The organism is Streptosporangium sp. NBC_01639 (assembly GCF_045209755.1).
GTDB lineage: Bacteria > Actinomycetota > Actinomycetes > Streptosporangiales > Streptosporangiaceae > Streptosporangium.
Genome location: NZ_CP109272.1, coordinates 3,671,529 through 3,691,489 on the forward strand (window position 1 = coordinate 3,671,529; position 19,961 = coordinate 3,691,489).

Sequence of the window (19,961 nt, forward strand, 5' to 3'; positions counted from 1 at the left end):
GAGAGGTAGGATAGAGAGCATGAGCGAGCCTACCGGTAAGTATTCGATCACCATGCCGCGCGACATCGCTGAGGCAGCCCGATCCCGGAGCGGCCCTTCCGGCCTGTCCGCCTATGTCGCCGCTGCCGTCGCCCGTCAGATCGAGCGCGACAACCTCAGCGAACTCATCCAAGTCGCCGAGGCCGAGCACGGCCCCATCACCGACGACGAGGTCCAGGCGCTGCGCGACCAACTCCACCAGGCCCGGCGAGGACAGGCCAGTGGCGGGGCGGCCGCGTGACCCGTTTTCCCGCTGCTCCCGGCGGCACTCTTGTGCTCGACAGCGAAGGACTGGCCATGGCCGTCCTACGCGACCGTACGGTCACCGCATGGCTTGCTCTCGCCCGTGCCGACGACCTCCGCGTCATCACCTCTGCCGCCATCCTCGTCGAGGTGGTCCACCCTCGTGTCAACCGGCCGGCTCTGGAGTGGACCCTGTCCCGCCTTGTCATCGAGCCGGTCACCGAACCAATCGCCCGCCACGCCGCCACACTCTTGTCCAACGCCGGCCTGCACGGGCACAAGTACGCCATCGATGCCATGCTCAGCGCCACCGCCCTTGCTGCCCCAGGCCCCGTCACGGTCCTCACCTCTGACCCCGACGACCTCGCCGCACTGTGCGGTGCACGCGTCACCGTCATCAAGATTTGAGCGATGCCCCGTTCGGCTGACTCCACTGAACTCGGGGTACATCAAGGTCTCCATCGAAACCGGAGCGGTTCACCCGGTTTGACGGACATCTGAGATCAGGGGTTCGTCCCCGGAAGGATGTCCGTCATGGATGAGCATGGGGAAGAAGAAGCCTCGGCCTCGCCGTTCGTTCACGCCGGAGTTCAAGGCCGAGATCGTCGAGTTGTGCCAGCGGGGTGACCGGTCGATCAGGCAGGTGGCCGCGGACTTCGATTGGCAGGCGGAACAGAGCGTTCGAATCGAGGGTGGCCGCGCCCTGCTACTACATTTGTGATCTTTCACTCCGATACTGATCCCGCGCATAGACGCGGAGAGACATGGAGGAAGCAGATGGAGGACAAAGGGCGTGCGGCCGAAATTATGATCGCTGAGGCCCGCAAGGCGTTCTGGACAATGGCCGGGTTCCTGGCCGTCATCTGGATGATGCAGATCGCCAACTGGGCATCGGGCTACGCACTGAGCTATCAGCACGGCGTGCAGGCGTGGAACCCCGCAAGCCTGCCCGACATCGTATCGGCGCCATTCCTCCACTGGAGCTGGGAACACATCGAGGCCAACTCGGGCCCCCTGTTCATCTTCGGCTTCCTGTCCGCTTATCGGGGCGTCGCCAAGTTCTTCGGTGTGACGGGACTCATCATCCTGGTCAGTGGCCTCGGCGCCTGGTTCACCTCTGACCCGCAGAGCACAGGCGCCGGCGCGAGCGGCATCGTCTTCGGCTACTTCGGCTACATACTGGTGCGCGGCGCATTCGACCGGCATCTGATCGACATCGTCGTAGGCGTGATCATGGCCCTGTCCTTCGCCTATCAATTCACCGGGCTGCTGCCCCAGCAGGGCATCGGCTGGCAGGCTCACCTCTTCGGCTTCCTCGCCGGCCTACTGGGCGGCTGGCTGTTCCGCGACCGCAATCGCCCTCGGCCGACCCCGACCTCCCCGCAGCAGGACTCCAAAGCCGCACTGCTCAAGGAACTGGACGAACTCGGGCTCTGAAAGGCCCGCGGTATCGGCGAGCGAGCGTCGCTCATGGCAGGAGGGTCGGATCATCCACATATGCCGGAGCCATCGGCTCCCACGGCGCTGCCGGCAAAAGCCCTCACGGATATCCGGCGAGGGCCTCCGAGCTGGAGCCGCCTTGGGGAATCGAACCCCAGACCCCTTCATTACGAGTTAAGGGATGATCGTCCAGGACCGTCCATGGCTGCCTTGCGTGCCTGGTCGGGCGGACTCTGCGGGGTCTTTCGGTGCATGGTCGTCCGGATCCGTCCGGGGCTGTTGTCGGCATCCGAGTTGGCCAGGTCATTTCTTGCGCCGCCCGGCCGACTGGCCCGGTCACCGTTTCGCGTGCACGATCTCCATTGGCTGAAGCACCTCCGTGACGACATGGTCTGGCACGTGTCCCACTTGAGCTTGACACAGAGGGCTCCAACCCCGAGCACGGCGAATCTGCTACGAAACGGCCGCCCTTACTCCGAGACCGTTTACTGGGCGTCCCGCAGCTTTGGCACTGCCACCCTCGCGGCCCGCTTGCTCAGGCCGGGATCGAATGTTGCGAAGAAACCGTCGCTCACCAGCAGCATGACGGTGTTCTTGACTCTGACGAGCACAACATCCGCCGCGTGGACCGGACTGAGGTTCGCCTCGGGAACCGTCTTGCTGTACCTGATCCCGTACGCCCAGTCCCCGAGCTTGCCGATGGAGAGCTTGGTGATGGTCTCCTTGCCGTCATCGGCACTCGCACTGCCCCTTGCACAGTCACGAACCATGACTTTGCCCACCGTCTGCCAGGGGGCCATCTTGGTGGGGGCGCCGCTTATGGCGAACTGCTGGACGCCTGACGGCTTTCCCTCCTTGTCGATGAAGACCGCCGCCTTACTTGCGAGGAGGGGTTTCAGCGCTTTGATGGCTTTCACGCACTTCTTTGTACGTGCCGCTCTAGAGTCCAGCGCCTCGCGGTAGCGCTTCATGTTGGGGGTGAAACCATCGCCCAGATCCTCAGGTGTGATGAGGGCAGCGCGCAACTGGGCTGGACTCAGCGGCTTGGCCGGGGCGGCGGCCCCGGCGGGAGTGGTGGAGACCAGCAAAAGGGCGGCAGCGAGGCCGCCTAAGATCACGGAGGGCATGAAACGGCATCCTAGAGTTCCACGACCTAGACGATCCACTGTTGTACGACCGCGCAGCCGTCAGCGACTTTTTCCGCCCGCCGGGTCCGGGTGATGTCGACGTGCCGCACCGATTCATCGTCGAACTCGCGAAGCGGAAGAGCATCCTGAGCCGGTCACCACCCGGCCACGAGATGTGGCAAAGGCTCTGTTCGGCCCACACCCATTGGCGGAAGCCTTGCCGGCTGACGGCACGCTGATGGCGTGACGGTCAGAGGCGCATGCGGTGGGGATGCTGGTTGTGACGGCCAGACAGCAAGATCTCTCGCAGGCTGCTCCGGAGGAGATCGACGTCCTTGTCATCGATCTGGAGATCGACCCGGACGATCGGTTCCACGTTCAGTTCCTTCGCGGCCTCCTCGGTGAAGTGGAGCATCAAACGGCCGGCGGCGATCTCGCCGTGCGTAACGCCGCCATAGGTGGTACCTGCCTGGTCTTCCCGGAGGACGCAGTACGTGTCCAGGTCCGGCCCGGTCTCCTGCTCGTCCGGCGTCTCGGTGGACATCATGAAGATCAAGGCGTTCCCGGTGCCGTCCTCGTGTTCGGCCATTCCGAAAACGATCGTCTCCGAGTCGTCGTCTCGACCGACGGTTCGCACGACCATAGTTCCCAGAGGAGGCCAGACAGGGCCGGGTGCCCTGTCCACCGGTGGGGCGGGGGCGGAGCTGACTTCTGGCAGGGGCACGTCTTCGGGCCAAGCGGCGCGCATCCATGGCGGTGTGAGGGATGGCTTGCGCGGGAACATGGTCAGTTCCTCCATGTAGGCCGAAGCGGGCACCTCGATGTCCTGGGCGAAGGGCGACTCCGCAACGAAGGTGTGCATCATGGAGTTATACGACTTACCGCGCGGGCTGTAATCGAGTCGACAGACGAACCATGTCCCCTCGTCCGGCTTGTACTCGGCCATCTTCAACTGGTGGAAAAGGCCGTCAAGGCCCTCGACAGGTCGAATCTGCCGCGATCCATCTGCCATCTGATAGGTGATCACGGTTGTGCTGAAGGTGCCGAGCTGGCAGCGACGGACATCGACCTCCTGCCAGCCGTCCGGGGCGTCAGCCTTCACGGCCCGTCCGATCTCGATGCAGAGTTCATGCGTGCGGTCGGACGACATGCTCACGTGCCTTTTTGTCGAGCGAACGAGAACAGGAGCTTATCGGGCGTCTTTCCTGACCGGCTACGTCCGATCAGGGGTGCGCTCCAAGCGCATGCTGCGCCCGCCTGCTCATCCCGGAGCCGGAGCTCCTCGCCGGAGGCATCGCCTTATAGGTTGATCAGCATGGCCGGCGAACAAGATGATCCGATCCAGGCTGCGATCGCCGGAGAGATCCGCCTCCTTGATCCGGAGGTTCGCTCCTCGGCGGTGCTCATGGGTGAGCTTATGGACCCTGAATTCACCGAGATCGGGGCCTCTGGGCGTCGCTGGGATCGTCTCTCCCTCATCACCGCGCTCTCTCAAGATCCGGATCCATCGGTGGTTCCGATCGCGGTGAGCGACATGGAGGGCAGGCTTCTTGCTCCTGGGATCGTTCATCTGACCTATGTCTCTGACAACAATGGCCGCCGGGCGCGCCGGAGCTCCATATGGCGGCGTTCGGCGCAGGGATGGCGACTGTACTTCCATCAGGGAACGCTGAGTGCCGACTGAGGGTCGACCGGGCGGAGGCGCGGCGCTGGGTGTGGTGCGCACGTTAGATACGGCGGGCCTGCGGTACGGCTACGGCCCGCAGTACCGCCGTCCGGGACCGGCGCCCATGCCGTACGCCGATCACTCGGACCCGGACGTGAGCCCGGCCACGACGGCGAGCCCGACCGGCAGAGCGAACAGCGCCAGGTAGGGGCCTATGACGAAGGCCCTGGCGCCGACGTCGTAGCCGGAGGGCAGCCAGGCGAGTGCCTCCCCGGCGACCAGGGCGAGAAGCCAGCCGTTGGCCACCGTCAGACAGGGACGGGACAGCCCCGCGAGGCGACCGGCGAGCGCGCCGAGCGGCAACGCCAGCAGGAGGTAGGCCGGCATCAAGGGGAGCGCGAGCCAGTTCAGGGTGGGGATGGTGGTGGACAGCATGAGGAGGGCGAAGACTCCCACCGTCGCGGCCAGCCCGGTGATCGCCGCCCGAACAACCCTAGACCCGTTGATCAAATGACATGTCATGATCAGTGCCATAAGATCACGATACGCGCGGAGACCGACCTCGCCCAGGGTAAGGTCACCATTCCGCTCATCGTGCCGGCTGCCGGCCAGCCGCACATGGACTCGGATTCACGCTGAGGGCGCCACAGCGGGAGCCGGTTCAAAGTCCGCAAGCCCCAGCGCCAACAGAAGATCACACCGGTCGGGTAGAACTGCGTGCATGGACCCGGTGAAGCTGCAACAAGCCCTGGACGACGTCTGCGACCAGGCCCTGCTCCGCCATGGCTTCACGGAGTACATGCGCGACTACCAGCTCGTGATCCACGCGACCGCCGACCCTCGAACCGGGATCGCGCCGGCGACGCTGCGCTACCTGTTCCGCTACTGTGTGCAGGCCGACTGCACCACAACCGTGCGAGCCGACACCTGGCGCGATTCCCTTGACGACCGGCTGATCACTTATGAAACCGGCGTCGATCTCGACGGATACGTCTGGGGCGTCAACTGGCAGCTGCTTTATCCCGGGGCCACACTCGTCGCTGACTCGCCGACCGCCCGGGACTGGGCTGCAGCCATCGGCATCGACTTCCACGAGGTCCGGATCCAAACCAACGCTCACGACCTGACCCTGATCTTTTCGGACCTGCAGATCGAAGAGCTCCCGTCCGACTGGCAGGGACCGGACTACAAGTTTCCGATTCAATAAGCATCAGGAGAACAACAGATCATCTAGCCGGAGTGTCACTCACCTCCCGGGTCGGATCTGTCGCACAGGTCCTGAGTCCTGACACCCTCAGGTTCTTCTTGAGGGCCTTTGCCACGACTGGCAAGTGTCAGCCCTGCGATCAGTCCGCCGTAGGTTCCTGCGAGGTCAGATACGACCGCTCTTCCTCGATCCACTCCTCCGTCAACCGTGCCCCGGTGGCCAGCTCAATCGCCGCCAGCATCGCCGCCCGCCAGCTCTTTCCGTGCTGCCAATCGAAGTAGGGCACCATGGTCCGCAGTTCGGGCCATCGCACCAGGCCCGGGTGGTCTATCCAGTCTTCGACGAACGTGGTGTCGAACGACAGAACCATCTCTTCGTCGGCGGCGAAGCTGATCCGGTTGTTGGTATTGACGTTCCAGAAGGCGCTGTACGCTCGCGCCCCGACGCTCAGCCGCGGAAGCACCGGATCATGAACTCCCTGGAACCCGTTGTATTCGAGCAGCATGACCACAGGACTCGTGCGATCCACCAGCATCGCCCAATCGGAATCCCCGGAGGAAACAAGATAGTCCTCCCCGTCTTCAAAGGGTGCTGTCTCGTAAGCCTCGTAGCCGGCGCCGCCGCTCACCCGGTCTCCGATCTCGGTGAGTGTCAGCGGTTTCCCGTCGTGAGGAACGACGACGCTCCAACAGAGCGCCCCCTCCATCCAGTTCCCCTCTAGGAGACGCTGGTAGTGGTGGTACACGTCAGAGGCCGCGGGCCGTCCATCATTCACGTCTTGAAGCTCCATCGCCACCGGGTGTGAGGTCGAGATCTTTTCAGACGAGTGCGACAGAACATGGCACAGCAGAGAGCATCGGAAGCCGTTGCTGTACGAAGCTGCTGTACGGAGATCAAAAGGCCACTCCCGATGCTTGGAAGTGGCCTTTGAGCTGCGAGCCGACGAGGGGAATCGAACCCCTGACCTTCTGTTTACAAGACAGATGCTCTGCCGATTGAGCTACGTCGGCGTGGTCGTCTGATGAGTGTAGTCGGCTTACGCCCCGGACGTCACCGGCCCGGTGCCGCATCGGAAAAGGTTCGTTCTGCTCTTCCCTCCGCGATGGCCCTGGGGCACCTCCCCTCCGTTCGCCAGATTCTTGACGTGAGATACTCTTGATAATGTCAACAGTTGACTCAATCAAGAGGCATCTCGCTGACGGGATGGGGCATCGACGGTGGGGAGATCGGCCATGGAGACTCCCGAGGACAGGTTCTTCGGCGAACTGGGTGGCGCCTACGCCGAGATACGGCAGGCGTTCGCGCGGCACGTGGGGATGAGCGCGCCCCGGCTCCGGGTGTTGATGTGGTTGTGGAGGGACGGAGAGACCAGCCACAGCGACCTGCGCCGGGCACTGTCCCTTGACGGGGCGAGCATCACGCGCCTGATCAAGGAGTTCGAGACCGAGGGGCTGATCAGCCGCCGCATCGACCCGGAGGACAACCGCTACACGCTGGCTCGCCTGACTCCTGCCGGCGCACGGGCCGCCGCCGAGCTCACCCGGTCCCACCAGACGTACCAGGTGCGACTGCTCGACGGTGTCACCGCGGAAGAGCAGGAAATCGTCCTGCGCGCCCTGGCTCGCGTGTGCGCCAACGTGAACCGCATCGAACACGATCCGCAAGACCGATAGCCCGGCGGAACCCGCAGAAAATCCGAGAAAGAGCGAGGCGATCAGATGACAGACGACGTGAGGGCCATCGGGCGGCGCATGTACGAGGCGTTCAACGCCCGCGACATCGCCGCAACCGAGACGATCTTCTCCGTGGATTTCGTCAGTCACGCGATGGGAACCACCGGCGCCGAGAGCGTCAGGAAGGCCTGGACGGGTCTCCACACGATGTTCCCCGACGTCCGGGTGGTCGTCGAGGACATGCTCGTCGACGGGGACAGGGCCGCCGTCCGTACGGCCCTGCACGGGATCCCGGCAACCGCCGGGGAAGAGCGTCCACCCACGATGATGGAGATCTTCCGGGTGCGGGACGGACGCATCGCCGAACTGTGGGGCGTGTCCACGTTGAAACGCCCCGGCAGCTGACATCCCACCGGACCCCCGCCATGGTCGGCAGGCGAGGATCCAGGTGACGCGCCTCAGCGCTTGCGGTGGCGGGAGACCTCGTAGAGGGCGATGCCCGCGGCGACGCCCGCGTTGAGGGACTCGGCCGCGGCGTTCATGGGGATGCGGACGACCAGGTCGCAGGATTCGCGGACCAGGCGAGACAGACCCTTCCCCTCGGAACCCACGACGACGACCAGTGGGCCGTCGAGGAGGTTGGCGTCGCCGAGCTCGACCGTGCCCTCGCCGTCCAGGCCGATCACGAACAGGCCGGCCTCACGGTAGTCGCGCAGGGCCGCGGTCAGGTTGGCCGCACGGGCGACCGTCAGATTGGCCAGCGTGCCCGCGGAGGTCTTCCAGGCGCCGCCCGTCACCCCGGCCGAACGGCGGGAGGGGATGAGCAGCCCGTGCGCGCCGAAGGCGGTGGCGGAACGGGCGATGGCGCCGAGGTTGCGCGGGTCGGTGACGCTGTCGAGGGCCACGATCAGCGGCACTTCGGCGGCGTCCTGGGCGATGGTGACCAGGTCCTCGGGGTGGGCGTATTCGTACGCCGGGATCTGCAGGGCCATGCCCTGGTGGATCGCCCCTTCGGTGAGCCGGTCGAGCTTCTCCCTGCCGACCTCCAACATCGCGATGCCACGGTCGGCGGCGATCCGGACGGACTCCTTGACCCGGTCGTCGTTGTCGATGCGCATGGCGACGTAGAGGGTGCTGGCGGGCACACCGGCCCGCAGCGCCTCCAGGACGGGGTTGCGGCCGCCGATGTATTCGGGGGCGTCCTCGCCGCGTCTGGCGCGGACCGGGGTGCGCGGCGAGGCGGACCGGCCGCCGGTCCTGTCCTCGCGCTCGATCCGCTCCGTGCGTGCCTTGTCTTTGTGCCAGTGCCGCATGTGCGCCGGCGGGGTCGCCCCCTTGCCCTCCAGACCACGGCGGACGTTGCCGCCGGTGCCCTTGGTCGGACTCTTCTTCTTCGCGGGTCGCCCGGACCCTTTACCCCCACCAGCCATGCTGTCTAGGGTACGGCCTGCTTTCAGCGCGACAGTTCCCAACGAGGACCTTGGGGGGTGTCCTCCACAAGGATCCCGGCTCCGGTGAGCTGGTCGCGGATGCCGTCGGCCGCCGCGAAGTCCTTACGGGCACGGGCCGCCTGACGCTGCTCCAGGGCCACGCTGACCAGCGCGTCGATGGTCGAGCGCAGCCCTCCGGCGTCGCCGCCCGACGAGCGCCACTGCTCCGAGCGCGGGTCCAGTCCGAGCACGTCGAGCATGTTCTGCGTCTCGGCCAGCAATCTGGCGACCTGCTCCTTGTTGCCGTCGGCGAGGGCGACATTGCCCTCGCGGACCACCTCGTGCACCACGGCGAGCGCCTGCGGAGTGCCCAGGTCGTCGTCGAGCGCGTCCACGAACGCCTGGGGCAGCGGCGCGTGCGCGTCCACGTCGTGGATGACCTCGGCCGCCCTGGTGACGAAGCCCTCGATCCGCTGGTAGGCCGAGGCGGCCTCGAGCAGCGCCTCCTCGGAGTATTCGATCGCCGAACGGTAGTGCGGGGCCGCGAGGTAGTAGCGGAGCTCGACCGGGCGGACCTTCTTGGTCACCTCGGGGATGAGCAGGGAGTTGCCGAGCGACTTGCTCATCTTCTCCGCGCCGATCTTGAGCATGCCGTTGTGCATCCAGTAGCGGGCGAAGCCGTCGCCGGCCGCCTGCGACTGGGTCAGCTCGTTCTCGTGGTGCGGGAAGATCAGGTCGACGCCGCCGCCGTGGATGTCGAAGGTCGACCCGAGATATTTGGTCGCCATGGCCGAGCACTCCAGGTGCCAGCCGGGACGGCCGCGCCCCCAGGGGGTGGGCCAGGTGGGCTCACCGGGCTTCTCGCCCTTCCACAGGGCGAAGTCGCGCGGGTCCCGCTTGCAGGAGTCGGTGTCGGTGTCTCCGGCGGCTCGCATGTTCTCGAGCCTCTGGTTGGACAGCGAGCCGTACCGGTCGGCGTAGGACATGACGTCGAAGTAGACGTCGCCGTCCGCGGCGTAGGCGTGGCCGACCTCGATCAGCCGCTCCATCAACTCGATCATCTCGGGCACGTGGCCGGTGGCCCTCGGCTCCACGGTCGGCGGAAGGCAGCCGAGCACCTCGTAGGCCCAGGTGAAGGCGCGCTGGTTGCGCTCTGCGACGACGAACCACGGCACACCCTCGGCTGCCGCAACCCGGATGATCTTGTCGTCGATGTCGGTGACGTTCCGGCAGAAGGTCACCTGGTAACCCGAACGGACCATCCAGCGGCGTAGCACGTCGAAGTTGACGCCAGAGCGGATATGTCCGATATGCGGGGGAGCCTGCACGGTGGCACCACACAGGTAGATCGACGCCCGGCCGGATTCGACCGGAACGAATTCACGGACCGTACGTACGCTGGTGTCGTATAGGTGCAGGCTCACGAAAGAAAGGCTAACGCCTCACCCCACCTCACAAGCCGGGTTGCCAGACGTTGAAGTTGCCCAGGGGTGTCTTTTGTAGTCATTAACGGCGAATGCCGCTAGTGATCATCCTTGGGCGGCGCGTGCCACGGCGGCCCTCGAAGGATCAACAGGGCAGGTAGACCCGCCCGGGATGACGCGCAGGATCCGGTGCGGCTCCGTCGATCATGCCAGCTGCCGATTCTGTAGGCTCAAGGGGCCATGGACGCCAAATCCCCCGCGGCGGTAGACCCGGTCTCCCGCCCGTCCGCACCCCTGCCCCCGTCCGCCAGGCCGGACCGGCTCGCCCGCACCCTGCGCGGTGCCGGGATCGTTGTCGCCGGAGTCGGCGTGGCCGCGCTCACCGCCGCCGCGTGCGTGCTGTCCTTCGAGGACCTGCGCGCTTTCGCCATCACCGGCGAGGCCGACCGGAGACTCGCGTACCTCTACCCGGCGGCCTTCGACGCACTGCTCGTCATCGCGATGATCGGGGTCCTGCTGCTGCGGGGCGGACGGTGGCCGGCCCGCCTGCAGGCGGGAGTGGTCCTGACCCTGCTGTTCCTCACCGCCGCCACCGCCGAGGTGGCCACCGCCACCCGGACCACCGTGGACGTACGGCAGGCGGCCGTCGTGGTGGCCGTGGTCCCGTGGGTGATGCTGGCCATGGCCCTGTGGCTCTGGCTTCTGCTGATCAAGCATGCCGCCGCCCGGCGAGCCGCCGCCGACGCGGTGGCGGCGGACCGCGTCCGCGACATCGTGCCGTTCTCGGAGGCCGAGGTGCCGACTGCGGAGTATCCGGCCCATCGCGGCCTGCCCGCGCGGCCGGCGGCGGATCCCGCCCGGCCCACGTCCCCGGCAGTGCGCCCCGTGCAGCCCGTCCGGCCGGTGCCCCCGGCGGCGGATCCCGCCCAGCCCGTCCTGCTCTCCCACGCCGAGGTCGTGCTCGACCCGCAGGCCGCTCCGCCGCTGGAGTCGGCGCCGCATCACGACCTCCCGTCAGGCGTACCGGTGGTCGGTCCCACAGCCGCTCCGGAGACACCGGAGGTCGAGGAACTTCCCGAACGTCCTGTGGCCCCCGAACGTCCCGCCTCCGCGTCCTCTGGGCGCCCCGTGGCCGCCGAACGCCCTGCCCCCGAGTCCTCTGAACAACCCGCGGCCGCAGAGCGCCCTGCCTCCGCGTCGTCTGAACGCCCCGTGGCCGCCAAGCACCCCGCCTCCGCGTCCTCCGAGCGCCCCGCCACGCCTGAACCGGCTGCTGTCCCCGAACCCGCTCCGCTGCCGGCCAAGCCCGTTCGCTGGGGCGACCTGGTCCGGCCCCGTCAGGGGGACCTGCTGGTCCATCCCCCCCGCGCCGCCGTACAGGACGAAGCGGCGCAGGAGGAACAGCCCGCGCCCGAAGGCCGGGTCAGCGAGCGGGTGGAGACCTGGGGCGCGGGCACGGAACCCTCACAGGAGAGCGCGGAGCCCCCGCAGAGGAGCGCCGGGCCCATCCAGAAGGCCGGGCCCATCCAGAAGAAGGAGCGGAAGCGGAGGGGCGAGGTCGGCGACCGCGACGTCGACACCCAGCCGATTCCGGCGATGACAGGGGAGACCCTGAAGGAGGCACCGGACGAGTCGTCGCCGGACCCGGCGCACGGGGTCGAGCTCGCCGATCGCGAGGAGAGCCTCCCGCGGACGGCGGCCCGGCCGGAGCCACAGACCGAGCAGGCCGGGCGGACCAAGCAGGCCGGGCGGACCGAACAGACCGGGCAGACCGGGCAGACCAGGCAGACCAGGCAGACCAGGCAGACCGACGGTGGATCCGACCCGATCGGCGAGGACAAGGACACGACGCCCCCGCCCTCGATGCGTGTGCGCAGTACACCCACCCCACCGGAGGAGTGAGCCGCCGAGCGGCATTCGCAGGCGCCGCCGTTCGACCTCTGACCGACCGCCCGTCCGCGCCCCTGTCCCGAGACAGTGGGACCTTGGCGTCGCGTCTCTCTCCGCAGAGGCCGAGGGGTGGGATCTCGGCGTCAGGCCGGAGAGGAAACCGGAGTGGCCGGGCACATCACGGCCGGCGGTCTCCGTCCCGCGTTTTCTGTCCGGCGCTCTCCATCCGGCGGTCTCCGTCCCGCAATCTCCGTCCCGCAATCTCCGTCCGGCGGTGGACCGGCCCGCAGCTATTCGCTCACATCTCGGTGAGCGGCGCCCCGCTGCGGGCCGGCGATCTGCTCACCTCGGGGCCGATCAGGGCAGGCCCCGTGCCGGCGCAGGACGTGTCCGGATACGGCCGGGCCCGCCCGGCGTGCATGACGACCGAGCGGGCCTTCCGTCACAGACCGTGGCCTCGTCAACGCTCATGTCTCCGCGTTGAGGTGGTCTCCTGAGCCTCGGTGAAGTCGCCGGGGTGGTTCACAACCCCGCTGTCTAGACCCTGGACCGCTTGAGACCGGCGACGAGGCCGACACCGACCATGGCCAGGACGAGCTGCATGACAAGCTCGATCCAGTCGATGCCGTTCGTGGTGGCGACGCCGAGAACCTGGGCGATCGCGGTACCGATAAGGGCGGCGACGATGCCGACGACGATGGTCAGGATCAACCCGATCGGCTGCTTGCCGGGAAGCAGGAGACGGCCGAGAACGCCGACTACGGCGCCGATGACGATAGCCCCCAGAATGGATGCGATGGTCATATCATCAACCTCCCAGTGAGGTGACCTTCACTCTCACGAGGAGATGGATACCCTTCAGGTAAAGGATATTCCTGGGAACGGAAAATTTTCTCGTCAGCGCGCCTTGTTCGCGCGCATCTGGACCACGACCAGCACCGCGGCCACTGCCAGCACCAGTTGCAGGACGTGCTCCCACCAGTCGATTCCCCGGGTGTCGGCGAAGCCGAGGAGACCGGCGATGAGTGTGCCGACGAGTGCGGCGACGATGCCGACGATGAGCGTCAGCCCTATCGAGAGCTTCTGCCGGCCAGGAATGAGAAGGCGTGCCAGTGCTCCGACGATGGCCCCGATGACAATCGCGGAAACAATCGAACCGATCATGCCCTGCTCCCCCCGGTGACGAGACATGGTCTCCAGGGAGTTACCCAGACATTCACAGATCATCCAAAAAAGGAGGTGGCCCGTACCGCGCCAGTGACGGGCCACCGCCTCGAATGTGTCGACAGCCGGTTCACTCCGCCTGCCGGAGCGCTTACGCGTTCCGTATCAGGAGACGTCTGAACCCGGGATCCGGTTCACCACGATCGCGGTCGCCATGGCCGCCACGCCCTCGCCACGCCCGGTGAGCCCCAGGCCGTCGGTCGTGGTGGCGCTGATGCTCACAGGAGCCCCTACGGCCGCGCTGAGGGCCTTCTCGGCCTCTGCGCGGCGGGGCGCCAGCTTCGGCCGGTTCCCGATGACCTGGACGGCCACGTTGCCGATCTCGAAACCGGCGGCGCGCACCTTGCGGGCGGCCTCCGCCAGGAGGGTGGCGCCGGAGGCCCCTGCCCAGCGGGGATCGGAGGTGCCGAACAGGGCACCGAGGTCGCCGAGACCCGCTGCGGACAGCAGCGCGTCACAGGCGGCGTGGGCGGCGGCGTCGCCGTCGGAGTGCCCGGCAAGGCCGGTCTCGCCCGGCCAGTACAGGCCCGCGAGGTGCAGCTCGCGCCCGGATGCGAACGGGTGGACGTCGACTCCGACGCCCACCCGTGGAAATGTCGTATTCAGGAGTTGAGAACCTCATCGAGCAGGGCCTCGGCCTTGTCCTCGTTGGTCTTCTCGGCGAGCGCGAGCTCACTGACCAGGATCTGCCGGGCTTTCGCCAGCATTCGCTTCTCTCCTGCGGAGAGTCCGCGCTCCTTGTCTCGTCGCCACAGGTCGCGAACGACCTCGGCCACCTTGTTGACGTCACCGGACGCCAGCTTCTCCAGGTTGGCCTTGTAGCGGCGGGACCAGTTCGTGGGCTCTTCGGTGTGAGGCATGCGAAGCACGTCGAAAACGCGCTCAAGGCCCTCTTGACCGACGACATCGCGAACACCTACGAGTTCTGCGTTGTCAGCCGGCACCTGGACGGTAAGGTCGCCCTTGTCGACCTTGAGAACCAGGTAGGTCCTTTCCTCACCTTTGATGGTTCGGGTCGTGATTGCCTCGATCCGAGCAGCCCCGTGGTGGGGGTAGACGACAGTGTCGCCGACCTGGAAAGTCATGTGACAAGTACCCCTTCCGCTGTACTCAAGAGTACCACGTATCCACAGCCTCCCGGAACAGTGAAATCACCATAACTGCAGGTCAAAGCGGCATTTAAGGGCTTGACAAGAGCTGGACTCTATGAATCAAGGGGGATAAAAGGGTTCATGACCTGCGTTACCCGCCTCCCGATGATCAGGCGGGCCGCCGGAAAACCCGGCAAAGCTCACGGATAGGGTTGGCTCTGCCCCACCTCTTGTGTGACAAGGAGAATGCACGCCGTGACCCGCAACCGCCGTCACTGGGCGATCGCCGCCGCCGCGTTCCTCGCAGCCGCTCCGGTCCTGGCCGGCTGTGGTGCCGGATCCGACGCGAACACCAACAAGCCCTACGCGCCCACCGAGGCGCTCGTCGCCAACGTCAAGGGGATCGACATCTCCCAGGGGTTCTTCCTGGGCCCGGACTCCGGCGCGACCCTGCCCGTGGGCGGATCGACCCCGCTCTACCTGTCGATGGTGAACAACAACCAGGCAGCCGACCGGCTCCTCGGAGTCGGCGTCGACCCGGCCGTCGGCACCGCCAAGGTCACCGCACCGGTCGACCTCCCCGTCAGGCAGCGGGTGAACGTCGGCAAGCCCACCCCCACGATCGTGATCGAAGGGCTCAAGAAGGCTCTCACCGGCGGTGAGAGCATCCCGGTGCAGCTGCAGTTCGCGAACGCGGGCGTCATCCCGATCACGGTCCCGGTCATCACCCGCAGCCGTGAGTTCACCCAGTTGCCGCAGGCTCCGGGCGCCACCGCGGCCCCGACGCCGACACCGACGCCGTCCGCCACCACGGAGCACGCGGAGGGCGACCACTGAAAGGCCGCTGAACAACTTGCTGGTGGAGGGGTGTCTCGCGGCCGGGACGCCCCTCTTCGCTGTGCCCAGGTGTCGTTCGCGCGGGTCGGTCCGAGACTGATCAGGGTACGGAGGTCGAGGCCGACCGCAGGCGATGAGCTCATGCACCGGTCGGTACCGCTTCGGCCCGGCCGATCAGCAGCCAGAAAGAATTTCGGCAAATTTGTCACAGGCCGGCGGGCGGCCCTGTTTCAGCCGGTGACCGGATGGCAACGGATGCCGGGAGACAGGAAGGGTGTTTCCCATGCCGGACACCGATCGGACCACCGACGAACAGCAGCCGAGATCGACCGCGTGGCAGACGGCGCTCACCGTCTTGCAGGAGGCGGAACCGCCCTTCATCCCGGCGGGGGCGCACGCGATGACCGTGGTCATCTCCTATCCCCCCGGTGATCCCGGTACGCCGCCGCACCGGCACTCCGGCCCGGCGTTCGGCTACGTGCTGGAAGGCGAGATGGTGCTGGAGCTGGAAGGCGAGCCGGAGCGGGTCGTGCGCGCCGGAGAGACGTTCTGGGAGCCGGGTGGCGACGTCATTCACTACCAGGACGGCAACAACCGCGACGACGTCCCGCTCCGTTTCACCGTCACGATGCTGTGCGAACCCGGCAAGCCGATGCTCACCCTGGTGGACGACGAGGAGCTCGCCCGGCGCAAGGACCGCCGTGCCCCTCGGCCGTCCTGACCACGGGCCCCTGGCCGCAGCGCCGTCACCGGCTGCCGGTGGAGGGCGCAGTCGCCCCACTGCGCCGACAGCGAGAACGACCCCTCCGAAGGCACCCGGTTCGATTCGCTCGACGGACTCAACGACACGGACCGCCCTCGCGGCGGGTGCCTCGGTGCCGCTCCCCGACAACGAAGGGTATGTATCCCGGCGGGAGGCCGGGGCGATGGGCGAAGTGTGCGAAGACCGCACAAGCTCGGCAACGGACACAGCTCATCGAGGAAAGGCAGGCATGCCATGAAGTTCGCAGTCATCGGCGGGACCGGGCTGATCGGGTCACAGGTCGTACAGAACCTGAACGCCGCCGGGCACGAGGCGGTGCCGCACTCGCTGTCCACCGGGGTCGACGTCCTCACCGGTCAGGGCGTGGACGCGGCGCTGGCCGACGCGGACGTGGTCGTCAACCTGACCAACTCCCCGACCTTCGACGCCGACTCCCCCGCGTTCTTCCAGACCTCGATGGACAACCTTCTGGCTGCGGCCCGGCGGGCAGGCGCCGGGCACTTCGTCATCCTGTCCATCGTCGGCGTCGACCAGGTGCCCGAGCTCGACTACTACCGTGCCAAGACCCTCCAGGAAGACCTGCTCAAGGCCGGCCCCATCCCCTACTCCATCGTCCGCGCCACCCAGTTCATGGAGTTCATCGACGCCGTCCTGTCCTGGACCGCCGACGGCGACACCGTCCGCCTGCCCCGCACCCCCATCCAGCCGATCGCCGCGGCGGACGTCGCCGCCGCTGTCGCCGACGTCGCGGCCGGATCACCCCTGAGCGGCACCCTCGACGTGGCCGGGCCCGAGGTCTACCCGCTGGACGAACTCGGCCGGATCACCCTCGCCGCCAAGGGTGACAGGCGCTCGGTGACCACCGACGACACCGCCGGCATGTTCGCCGCCGCCCACGGCGACGTCCTCACCGCCGGGGACGGCGCCCGCATCGCCCCCACCCGCTACGCGGACTGGCTCAAGTAGCCCGCACGCTACGACGTCCCCGGAGTCTCCCGGGATCCCCCAGCCGCCCAGATCCCTCAGCCCTCGGCGGGGTCGAACTTGTACCCCAACCCCCGGACGGTGAGGATGCAGCGCGGGTTGGAGGGGTCGGACTCGACCTTGGCGCGCAGCCGCTTGACGTGCACGTCCAGGGTCTTGGTGTCGCCCACGTAGTCGGCGCCCCAGACGCGGTCGATGAGCTGGCCGCGGGTGAGCACCCGGCCGGCGTTGCGCAGCAGCACCTCCAGGAGCTCGAACTCCTTCAACGGAAGCTGCACCTGCGCGCCGCGGACCGCGACGATGTGCCTGTCCACGTCCATCCGGACCGGTCCCGCGCTCAGCACGGCCGTCTCCGGCTCCTCCACGTCGCCCTGGCGGCGCAGCACCGCGCGGATCCGGGCCACCAGCTCACGCGACGAGAACGGCTTGGTCACGTAGTCGTCCGCGCCGAGTTCGAGCCCGACGACCTTGTCGATCTCGCTGTCCTTGGCGGTGAGCATGATCACGGGAACGCTGGAACGCTGGCGGAGGGAGCGGCAGACCTCGGTGCCGGGCAGGCCCGGCAGCATCAGGTCGAGCAGCACCAGGTCGGCCCCGTTGCGGTCGAACGTCTCCAGCGCCTCGGGGCCGGTGGCCGCGACCGCGACCTCGAAGCCCTCCTTGCGCAGCATGTAGGACAGGGCGTCGGAGAACGACTCCTCGTCCTCGACAACAAGCACGCGAGTCACTGCGCGGCCTCCAGGGAGATGGTGGTGGTAGCGGGTACGGCTACCGCCATGCCGCCGAAGGCGGGCAGGCGGAGGGTGAAGGTGGAGCCGGAGCCCTCCTTGCTCCACACGGTGACCGCGCCGTTGTGGGCGGCGGCGACGTGCTTGACGATGGCCAGACCGAGGCCGGTGCCACCGGTGGCGCGTGAGCGGGCGGCGTCGACGCGGAAGAACCGCTCGAAGATCCGTTCCTGGGCGTTCTCGGGGATGCCGATGCCCTGGTCGCTCACGCTGATCTCGACGGACTCGGTGTGCGGGCCCGCCGGGCGCGCGCTGACCACGACCCGGGTGTGCTCGGGGCTGTAGGCCACCGCGTTGTCGATGAGGTTGCGCAGCGCGGTGACGAGGAGCTCGTCGTCGCCCCAGATCTGCAGGCCCTCGGCGCCGCCGGCCACGAGCGTGATGTCCTTGGCCGCCGCCGTGGTGTTGCAGCGGTCGATGGCCTCGTGCACGGCCTCGTCGATCGGGACCGGGCCGGGAGTGGGGATGGGCTCGGCTCCCTGGATCCGGGAGAGCGTGATGAGGTCCTGGACCAGGTAGGTGAGGCGGGCGGCCTCGTGCTGCATGCGCCCAGCGAAGCGGGTGACCGCCTCGGGGTCGTCGGCGGCGTCCTGGATGGTCTCCGCCAGCAGTGACAGTGCCCCCACCGGTGTCTTGAGTTCATGGCTCACGTTGGCGACGAAGTCACGGCGGACCGCCTCGACGCGCCGGTGCTCGGTCTGGTCCTCGGCGAGCACGAGCACCTGGCCGTAGGAGCCCAGCGGGGCGACCCTGACCGCGAAGTTGGTCGAGTCCTGGCCGAACTTGAATCCGGCCACCTCGATCTCGCTCTCGCGGATCTCGCCGTCCCTGCGCACCTGCCTGGCCAGCGCGAGCAGCTCGGCCGCCATCAGGTGATCCCCCTTGACCAGGCCGAACGCCCGCGCGGCCGAACTGGCCCGCAGCACCCGGTCCTCCTTGTCGAGCACGACCGCCGAGGACGGCAGTACGGCCAGCACCGAGGCGACCCCTTGGGGCAGCGCACCGGGCTCGACGTCGTCCACCGGCGTCATCGTTCTCTGCTGGCCCATGTTATGGCGGACGACCATCACGGCCAGCGCCCCCACGACGAAACCGGCCAGCGCGGCCAGGCTCGCCATCAGCTCACTCACGTGATCCTCCTGTCGGCTTCACGCCCTTGATGGTAGGCGGGGGTTTTGCCGTTCAGGCTGCTCATCAGGGTACGACCATTGCCTTTCCCACAAAGTTCACTTTACGGTCGAGGTTCGTTCACCGTCGCGCGCGTACGTTGAGTGCCATGCGCGACGCCTACCACGAAGAACTCGATTCCCTCACCGACCGGCTGGTCGAGATGACCCGCCTGGTGAGGTCGGCGATCTCCAGGGCCACCACGGCCCTGCTCGACTCCGACCTCCAGCTCGCGGAGACCGTCATCTCCCAGGACGAGGAGGTCGACCGGATCTTCGCGGAGATCGAGGCGTCGATCTTCGACCTGATGGCCAGGCAGCAGCCGGTGGCCGTGGACCTCCGGACGATCGTCGTGGCCCTGCGGATGGGCACCGACCTGGAACGGATGGGAGACCTGGCCGAGCACGTGGCCAAGGTCGCCCGGCTGCGCCACCCGGAGTCGGCGATCCCGCCGGAGATCCGCGCCACCATCCTGGAGATGGGGCAGATCGCCGAGCGTCTGATCACCAAGACGGGCAGCTGCATCGCCTCGCGCGACGTGGAGTCCGCCCTGGAGCTGGAGGCCGACGACGACGCGATGGATAAGCTGCACCGCAGGCTGTTCAAGGTGCTGATGGCCGACGACTGGAAGTACGGGGTCGAGCCGGCCATCGACGTGACGCTGATCGGCCGCTACTACGAGCGCTACGCCGACCACGCGGTCCGCGTCGCCCAGGACGTGGTCTATCTGGTGACCGGTTCCCGGACGAAGGATCCCGACCTGCTGTGAGGCCCGCGGAACGGCCGGAGACCGCCGGAGCGTGCGAGGACGGTCGAGGGACCCGCCGGAGCGTGCCCCGGGAACGGGCGAGGACGGTCGAGGGACCCGCCGGCTCGGGCGGGGCCCCTCCCCGTACGGTCTCCCGGAGACCGTACGGGGAGACCCGGGAACGCGAGCCGGCCCCGGCGACTCCGCTGCCACCAGGGCC

At 67.4% G+C, this 19,961-nt stretch carries 25 protein-coding genes and 2 tRNA genes; 13 read left to right on the top strand and 14 right to left on the bottom strand.

What is annotated here, in order from left to right; all coding sequences use genetic code 11:
- Positions 1-19 precede the first annotated feature (19 nt).
- From OHA77_RS16415 to OHA77_RS16430, 4 genes are all read left to right on the top strand, one after another.
- Positions 20-280: a CopG family transcriptional regulator gene (locus OHA77_RS16415; protein WP_326819780.1), complete on the top strand. Its 261-nt coding sequence runs from the start codon at positions 20-22 to the stop codon at positions 278-280.
- On the top strand, positions 277-690 hold the full coding sequence (locus tag OHA77_RS16420) for a type II toxin-antitoxin system VapC family toxin (RefSeq protein ID WP_406318930.1): 414 nt from the start codon (positions 277-279) through the stop codon (positions 688-690). Before OHA77_RS16415 ends, OHA77_RS16420 begins: the two co-directional genes overlap by 4 nt.
- A gap of 130 nt (positions 691-820) precedes the next feature.
- A complete protein-coding gene (locus OHA77_RS16425; protein WP_406318931.1) occupies positions 821-1,003 on the top strand; it encodes a transposase in 183 nt (60 codons plus the stop codon).
- 56 nt (positions 1,004-1,059) lie between these two features.
- The gene (locus OHA77_RS16430) at positions 1,060-1,719 is read left to right on the top strand and encodes a rhomboid family intramembrane serine protease (protein WP_406318932.1); all 660 of its coding nucleotides are present in this window, start codon (positions 1,060-1,062) and stop codon (positions 1,717-1,719) included.
- A gap of 132 nt (positions 1,720-1,851) precedes the next feature.
- Here the strand turns inward: OHA77_RS16430 and OHA77_RS16435 are convergent.
- From OHA77_RS16435 to OHA77_RS16445, 3 genes are all read right to left on the bottom strand, one after another.
- Positions 1,852-1,931, bottom strand: a tRNA-Thr gene (locus tag OHA77_RS16435).
- A 276-nt stretch (positions 1,932-2,207) separates the two neighbouring features.
- Positions 2,208-2,849, bottom strand: a complete 642-nt coding sequence (locus OHA77_RS16440; RefSeq protein WP_406318933.1) for a hypothetical protein — start codon at positions 2,847-2,849, stop codon at positions 2,208-2,210.
- Between the two features lie 250 nt (positions 2,850-3,099).
- Positions 3,100-3,999, bottom strand: a complete 900-nt coding sequence (locus OHA77_RS16445; RefSeq protein ID WP_406319831.1) for an Imm10 family immunity protein — start codon at positions 3,997-3,999, stop codon at positions 3,100-3,102.
- A gap of 165 nt (positions 4,000-4,164) precedes the next feature.
- Between OHA77_RS16445 and OHA77_RS16450 the strand changes: the two genes are divergently transcribed.
- The gene (locus OHA77_RS16450) at positions 4,165-4,533 is read left to right on the top strand and encodes a DUF4440 domain-containing protein (protein ID WP_406318934.1); all 369 of its coding nucleotides are present in this window, start codon (positions 4,165-4,167) and stop codon (positions 4,531-4,533) included.
- Between the two features lie 120 nt (positions 4,534-4,653).
- Here the strand turns inward: OHA77_RS16450 and OHA77_RS16455 are convergent, their stop codons facing one another.
- Positions 4,654-5,049 carry a hypothetical protein gene (locus tag OHA77_RS16455; protein ID WP_406318935.1) on the bottom strand — a complete coding sequence of 132 codons (396 nt, stop codon included), beginning with the start codon at positions 5,047-5,049 and terminating at the stop codon, positions 4,654-4,656.
- Between the two features lie 187 nt (positions 5,050-5,236).
- Between OHA77_RS16455 and OHA77_RS16460 the strand changes: the two genes are divergently transcribed.
- Positions 5,237-5,722, top strand: a complete 486-nt coding sequence (locus OHA77_RS16460; protein ID WP_406318936.1) for a hypothetical protein — start codon at positions 5,237-5,239, stop codon at positions 5,720-5,722.
- A gap of 139 nt (positions 5,723-5,861) precedes the next feature.
- Here OHA77_RS16460 and OHA77_RS16465 read toward each other — a convergent pair whose 3' ends face one another.
- Together OHA77_RS16465 and OHA77_RS16470 are read right to left on the bottom strand one after the other, a co-directional pair.
- On the bottom strand, positions 5,862-6,428 hold the full coding sequence (locus OHA77_RS16465) for a hypothetical protein (protein WP_406318937.1): 567 nt from the start codon (positions 6,426-6,428) through the stop codon (positions 5,862-5,864).
- A 231-nt stretch (positions 6,429-6,659) separates the two neighbouring features.
- A tRNA-Thr gene (locus OHA77_RS16470) sits at positions 6,660-6,732 on the bottom strand.
- A gap of 222 nt (positions 6,733-6,954) precedes the next feature.
- On the opposite strand from OHA77_RS16470, the gene OHA77_RS16475 reads away from it, so the two are divergent.
- Complete coding sequence (locus tag OHA77_RS16475) at positions 6,955-7,395, top strand: MarR family winged helix-turn-helix transcriptional regulator (RefSeq protein WP_406318938.1); 441 nt, start codon at positions 6,955-6,957, stop codon at positions 7,393-7,395.
- Positions 7,396-7,440: 45 nt separating this feature from the next.
- Positions 7,441-7,800, top strand: coding sequence for a nuclear transport factor 2 family protein (locus OHA77_RS16480; protein ID WP_326819769.1), 360 nt, complete (start codon positions 7,441-7,443; stop codon positions 7,798-7,800).
- A gap of 53 nt (positions 7,801-7,853) precedes the next feature.
- Here the strand turns inward: OHA77_RS16480 and rlmB are convergent, their stop codons facing one another.
- Complete coding sequence (gene rlmB / locus OHA77_RS16485; RefSeq protein WP_406318939.1) at positions 7,854-8,825, bottom strand: 23S rRNA (guanosine(2251)-2'-O)-methyltransferase RlmB; 972 nt, start codon at positions 8,823-8,825, stop codon at positions 7,854-7,856.
- A 23-nt stretch (positions 8,826-8,848) separates the two neighbouring features.
- Positions 8,849-10,249: a cysteine--tRNA ligase gene (cysS, locus tag OHA77_RS16490; RefSeq protein WP_406318940.1), complete on the bottom strand. Its 1,401-nt coding sequence runs from the start codon at positions 10,247-10,249 to the stop codon at positions 8,849-8,851.
- 240 nt (positions 10,250-10,489) lie between these two features.
- Here cysS and OHA77_RS16495 point away from each other — a divergent pair, with 240 nt between their 5' ends.
- Complete coding sequence (locus OHA77_RS16495) at positions 10,490-12,151, top strand: DUF2637 domain-containing protein (RefSeq protein ID WP_406318941.1); 1,662 nt, start codon at positions 10,490-10,492, stop codon at positions 12,149-12,151.
- 525 nt (positions 12,152-12,676) lie between these two features.
- Here the strand turns inward: OHA77_RS16495 and OHA77_RS16500 are convergent.
- The 4 genes from OHA77_RS16500 to OHA77_RS16515 all read right to left on the bottom strand — a co-directional run bounded on the left by OHA77_RS16500 (position 12,677) and on the right by OHA77_RS16515 (position 14,448).
- Positions 12,677-12,943 carry a GlsB/YeaQ/YmgE family stress response membrane protein gene (locus OHA77_RS16500; protein ID WP_406318942.1) on the bottom strand — a complete coding sequence of 89 codons (267 nt, stop codon included), beginning with the start codon at positions 12,941-12,943 and terminating at the stop codon, positions 12,677-12,679.
- A gap of 93 nt (positions 12,944-13,036) precedes the next feature.
- Complete coding sequence (locus OHA77_RS16505) at positions 13,037-13,303, bottom strand: GlsB/YeaQ/YmgE family stress response membrane protein (protein ID WP_326819764.1); 267 nt, start codon at positions 13,301-13,303, stop codon at positions 13,037-13,039.
- Between the two features lie 165 nt (positions 13,304-13,468).
- On the bottom strand, positions 13,469-13,948 hold the full coding sequence (ispF, locus tag OHA77_RS16510) for a 2-C-methyl-D-erythritol 2,4-cyclodiphosphate synthase (protein WP_406318943.1): 480 nt from the start codon (positions 13,946-13,948) through the stop codon (positions 13,469-13,471).
- Between the two features lie 17 nt (positions 13,949-13,965).
- Positions 13,966-14,448, bottom strand: a complete 483-nt coding sequence (locus OHA77_RS16515; RefSeq protein ID WP_012887713.1) for a CarD family transcriptional regulator — start codon at positions 14,446-14,448, stop codon at positions 13,966-13,968.
- Positions 14,449-14,700: 252 nt separating this feature from the next.
- Between OHA77_RS16515 and OHA77_RS16520 the strand changes: the two genes are divergently transcribed.
- The 3 genes from OHA77_RS16520 to OHA77_RS16530 all read left to right on the top strand — a co-directional run bounded on the left by OHA77_RS16520 (position 14,701) and on the right by OHA77_RS16530 (position 17,020).
- Complete coding sequence (locus tag OHA77_RS16520; protein ID WP_406318944.1) at positions 14,701-15,291, top strand: copper chaperone PCu(A)C; 591 nt, start codon at positions 14,701-14,703, stop codon at positions 15,289-15,291.
- A 283-nt stretch (positions 15,292-15,574) separates the two neighbouring features.
- Entirely contained in the window at positions 15,575-16,012 is a 438-nt protein-coding gene (locus tag OHA77_RS16525) for a cupin domain-containing protein (RefSeq protein ID WP_406318945.1), read from the top strand.
- A 276-nt stretch (positions 16,013-16,288) separates the two neighbouring features.
- On the top strand, positions 16,289-17,020 hold the full coding sequence (locus OHA77_RS16530) for an SDR family oxidoreductase (RefSeq protein WP_406318946.1): 732 nt from the start codon (positions 16,289-16,291) through the stop codon (positions 17,018-17,020).
- A gap of 56 nt (positions 17,021-17,076) precedes the next feature.
- Here OHA77_RS16530 and OHA77_RS16535 read toward each other — a convergent pair whose 3' ends face one another.
- Positions 17,077-17,766 carry a response regulator transcription factor gene (locus OHA77_RS16535; protein ID WP_326819759.1) on the bottom strand — a complete coding sequence of 230 codons (690 nt, stop codon included), beginning with the start codon at positions 17,764-17,766 and terminating at the stop codon, positions 17,077-17,079.
- A complete protein-coding gene (locus tag OHA77_RS16540) occupies positions 17,763-18,944 on the bottom strand; it encodes a sensor histidine kinase (RefSeq protein ID WP_406319832.1) in 1,182 nt (393 codons plus the stop codon). The genes OHA77_RS16535 and OHA77_RS16540 overlap by 4 nt, the downstream gene beginning before the upstream one ends.
- 158 nt (positions 18,945-19,102) lie before the next feature.
- On the opposite strand from OHA77_RS16540, the gene phoU reads away from it, so the two are divergent.
- Positions 19,103-19,762, top strand: coding sequence for a phosphate signaling complex protein PhoU (gene phoU, locus OHA77_RS16545; protein WP_406318947.1), 660 nt, complete (start codon positions 19,103-19,105; stop codon positions 19,760-19,762).
- Positions 19,763-19,961: the final 199 nt, after the last annotated feature.

Bases quoted from the DNA above. Each gene is read 5' to 3' on its own strand.
- OHA77_RS16415 (WP_326819780.1), top strand. From the start codon at position 20: ATGAGCGAGCCTACCGGTAAGTATTCGATCACCATGCCGCGCGACATC.
- OHA77_RS16425 (WP_406318931.1), top strand. From the start codon at position 821: ATGAGCATGGGGAAGAAGAAGCCTCGGCCTCGCCGTTCGTTCACGCCG.
- OHA77_RS16430 (WP_406318932.1), top strand. From the start codon at position 1,060: ATGGAGGACAAAGGGCGTGCGGCCGAAATTATGATCGCTGAGGCCCGC.
- OHA77_RS16440 (WP_406318933.1), bottom strand. From the start codon at position 2,849: ATGCCCTCCGTGATCTTAGGCGGCCTCGCTGCCGCCCTTTTGCTGGTC.
- OHA77_RS16445 (WP_406319831.1), bottom strand. From the start codon at position 3,999: ATGTCGTCCGACCGCACGCATGAACTCTGCATCGAGATCGGACGGGCC.
- OHA77_RS16450 (WP_406318934.1), top strand. From the start codon at position 4,165: ATGGCCGGCGAACAAGATGATCCGATCCAGGCTGCGATCGCCGGAGAG.
- OHA77_RS16455 (WP_406318935.1), bottom strand. From the start codon at position 5,049: ATGGCACTGATCATGACATGTCATTTGATCAACGGGTCTAGGGTTGTT.
- OHA77_RS16460 (WP_406318936.1), top strand. From the start codon at position 5,237: ATGGACCCGGTGAAGCTGCAACAAGCCCTGGACGACGTCTGCGACCAG.
- OHA77_RS16465 (WP_406318937.1), bottom strand. From the start codon at position 6,428: ATGGAGGGGGCGCTCTGTTGGAGCGTCGTCGTTCCTCACGACGGGAAA.
- OHA77_RS16475 (WP_406318938.1), top strand. From the start codon at position 6,955: ATGGAGACTCCCGAGGACAGGTTCTTCGGCGAACTGGGTGGCGCCTAC.
- OHA77_RS16480 (WP_326819769.1), top strand. From the start codon at position 7,441: ATGACAGACGACGTGAGGGCCATCGGGCGGCGCATGTACGAGGCGTTC.
- rlmB (WP_406318939.1), bottom strand. From the start codon at position 8,825: ATGGCTGGTGGGGGTAAAGGGTCCGGGCGACCCGCGAAGAAGAAGAGT.
- OHA77_RS16495 (WP_406318941.1), top strand. From the start codon at position 10,490: ATGGACGCCAAATCCCCCGCGGCGGTAGACCCGGTCTCCCGCCCGTCC.
- OHA77_RS16500 (WP_406318942.1), bottom strand. From the start codon at position 12,943: ATGACCATCGCATCCATTCTGGGGGCTATCGTCATCGGCGCCGTAGTC.
- OHA77_RS16505 (WP_326819764.1), bottom strand. From the start codon at position 13,303: ATGATCGGTTCGATTGTTTCCGCGATTGTCATCGGGGCCATCGTCGGA.
- OHA77_RS16515 (WP_012887713.1), bottom strand. From the start codon at position 14,448: ATGACTTTCCAGGTCGGCGACACTGTCGTCTACCCCCACCACGGGGCT.
- OHA77_RS16520 (WP_406318944.1), top strand. From the start codon at position 14,701: ATGCACGCCGTGACCCGCAACCGCCGTCACTGGGCGATCGCCGCCGCC.
- OHA77_RS16525 (WP_406318945.1), top strand. From the start codon at position 15,575: ATGCCGGACACCGATCGGACCACCGACGAACAGCAGCCGAGATCGACC.
- OHA77_RS16530 (WP_406318946.1), top strand. From the start codon at position 16,289: ATGAAGTTCGCAGTCATCGGCGGGACCGGGCTGATCGGGTCACAGGTC.
- OHA77_RS16540 (WP_406319832.1), bottom strand. From the start codon at position 18,944: ATGGCGAGCCTGGCCGCGCTGGCCGGTTTCGTCGTGGGGGCGCTGGCC.
- phoU (WP_406318947.1), top strand. From the start codon at position 19,103: ATGCGCGACGCCTACCACGAAGAACTCGATTCCCTCACCGACCGGCTG.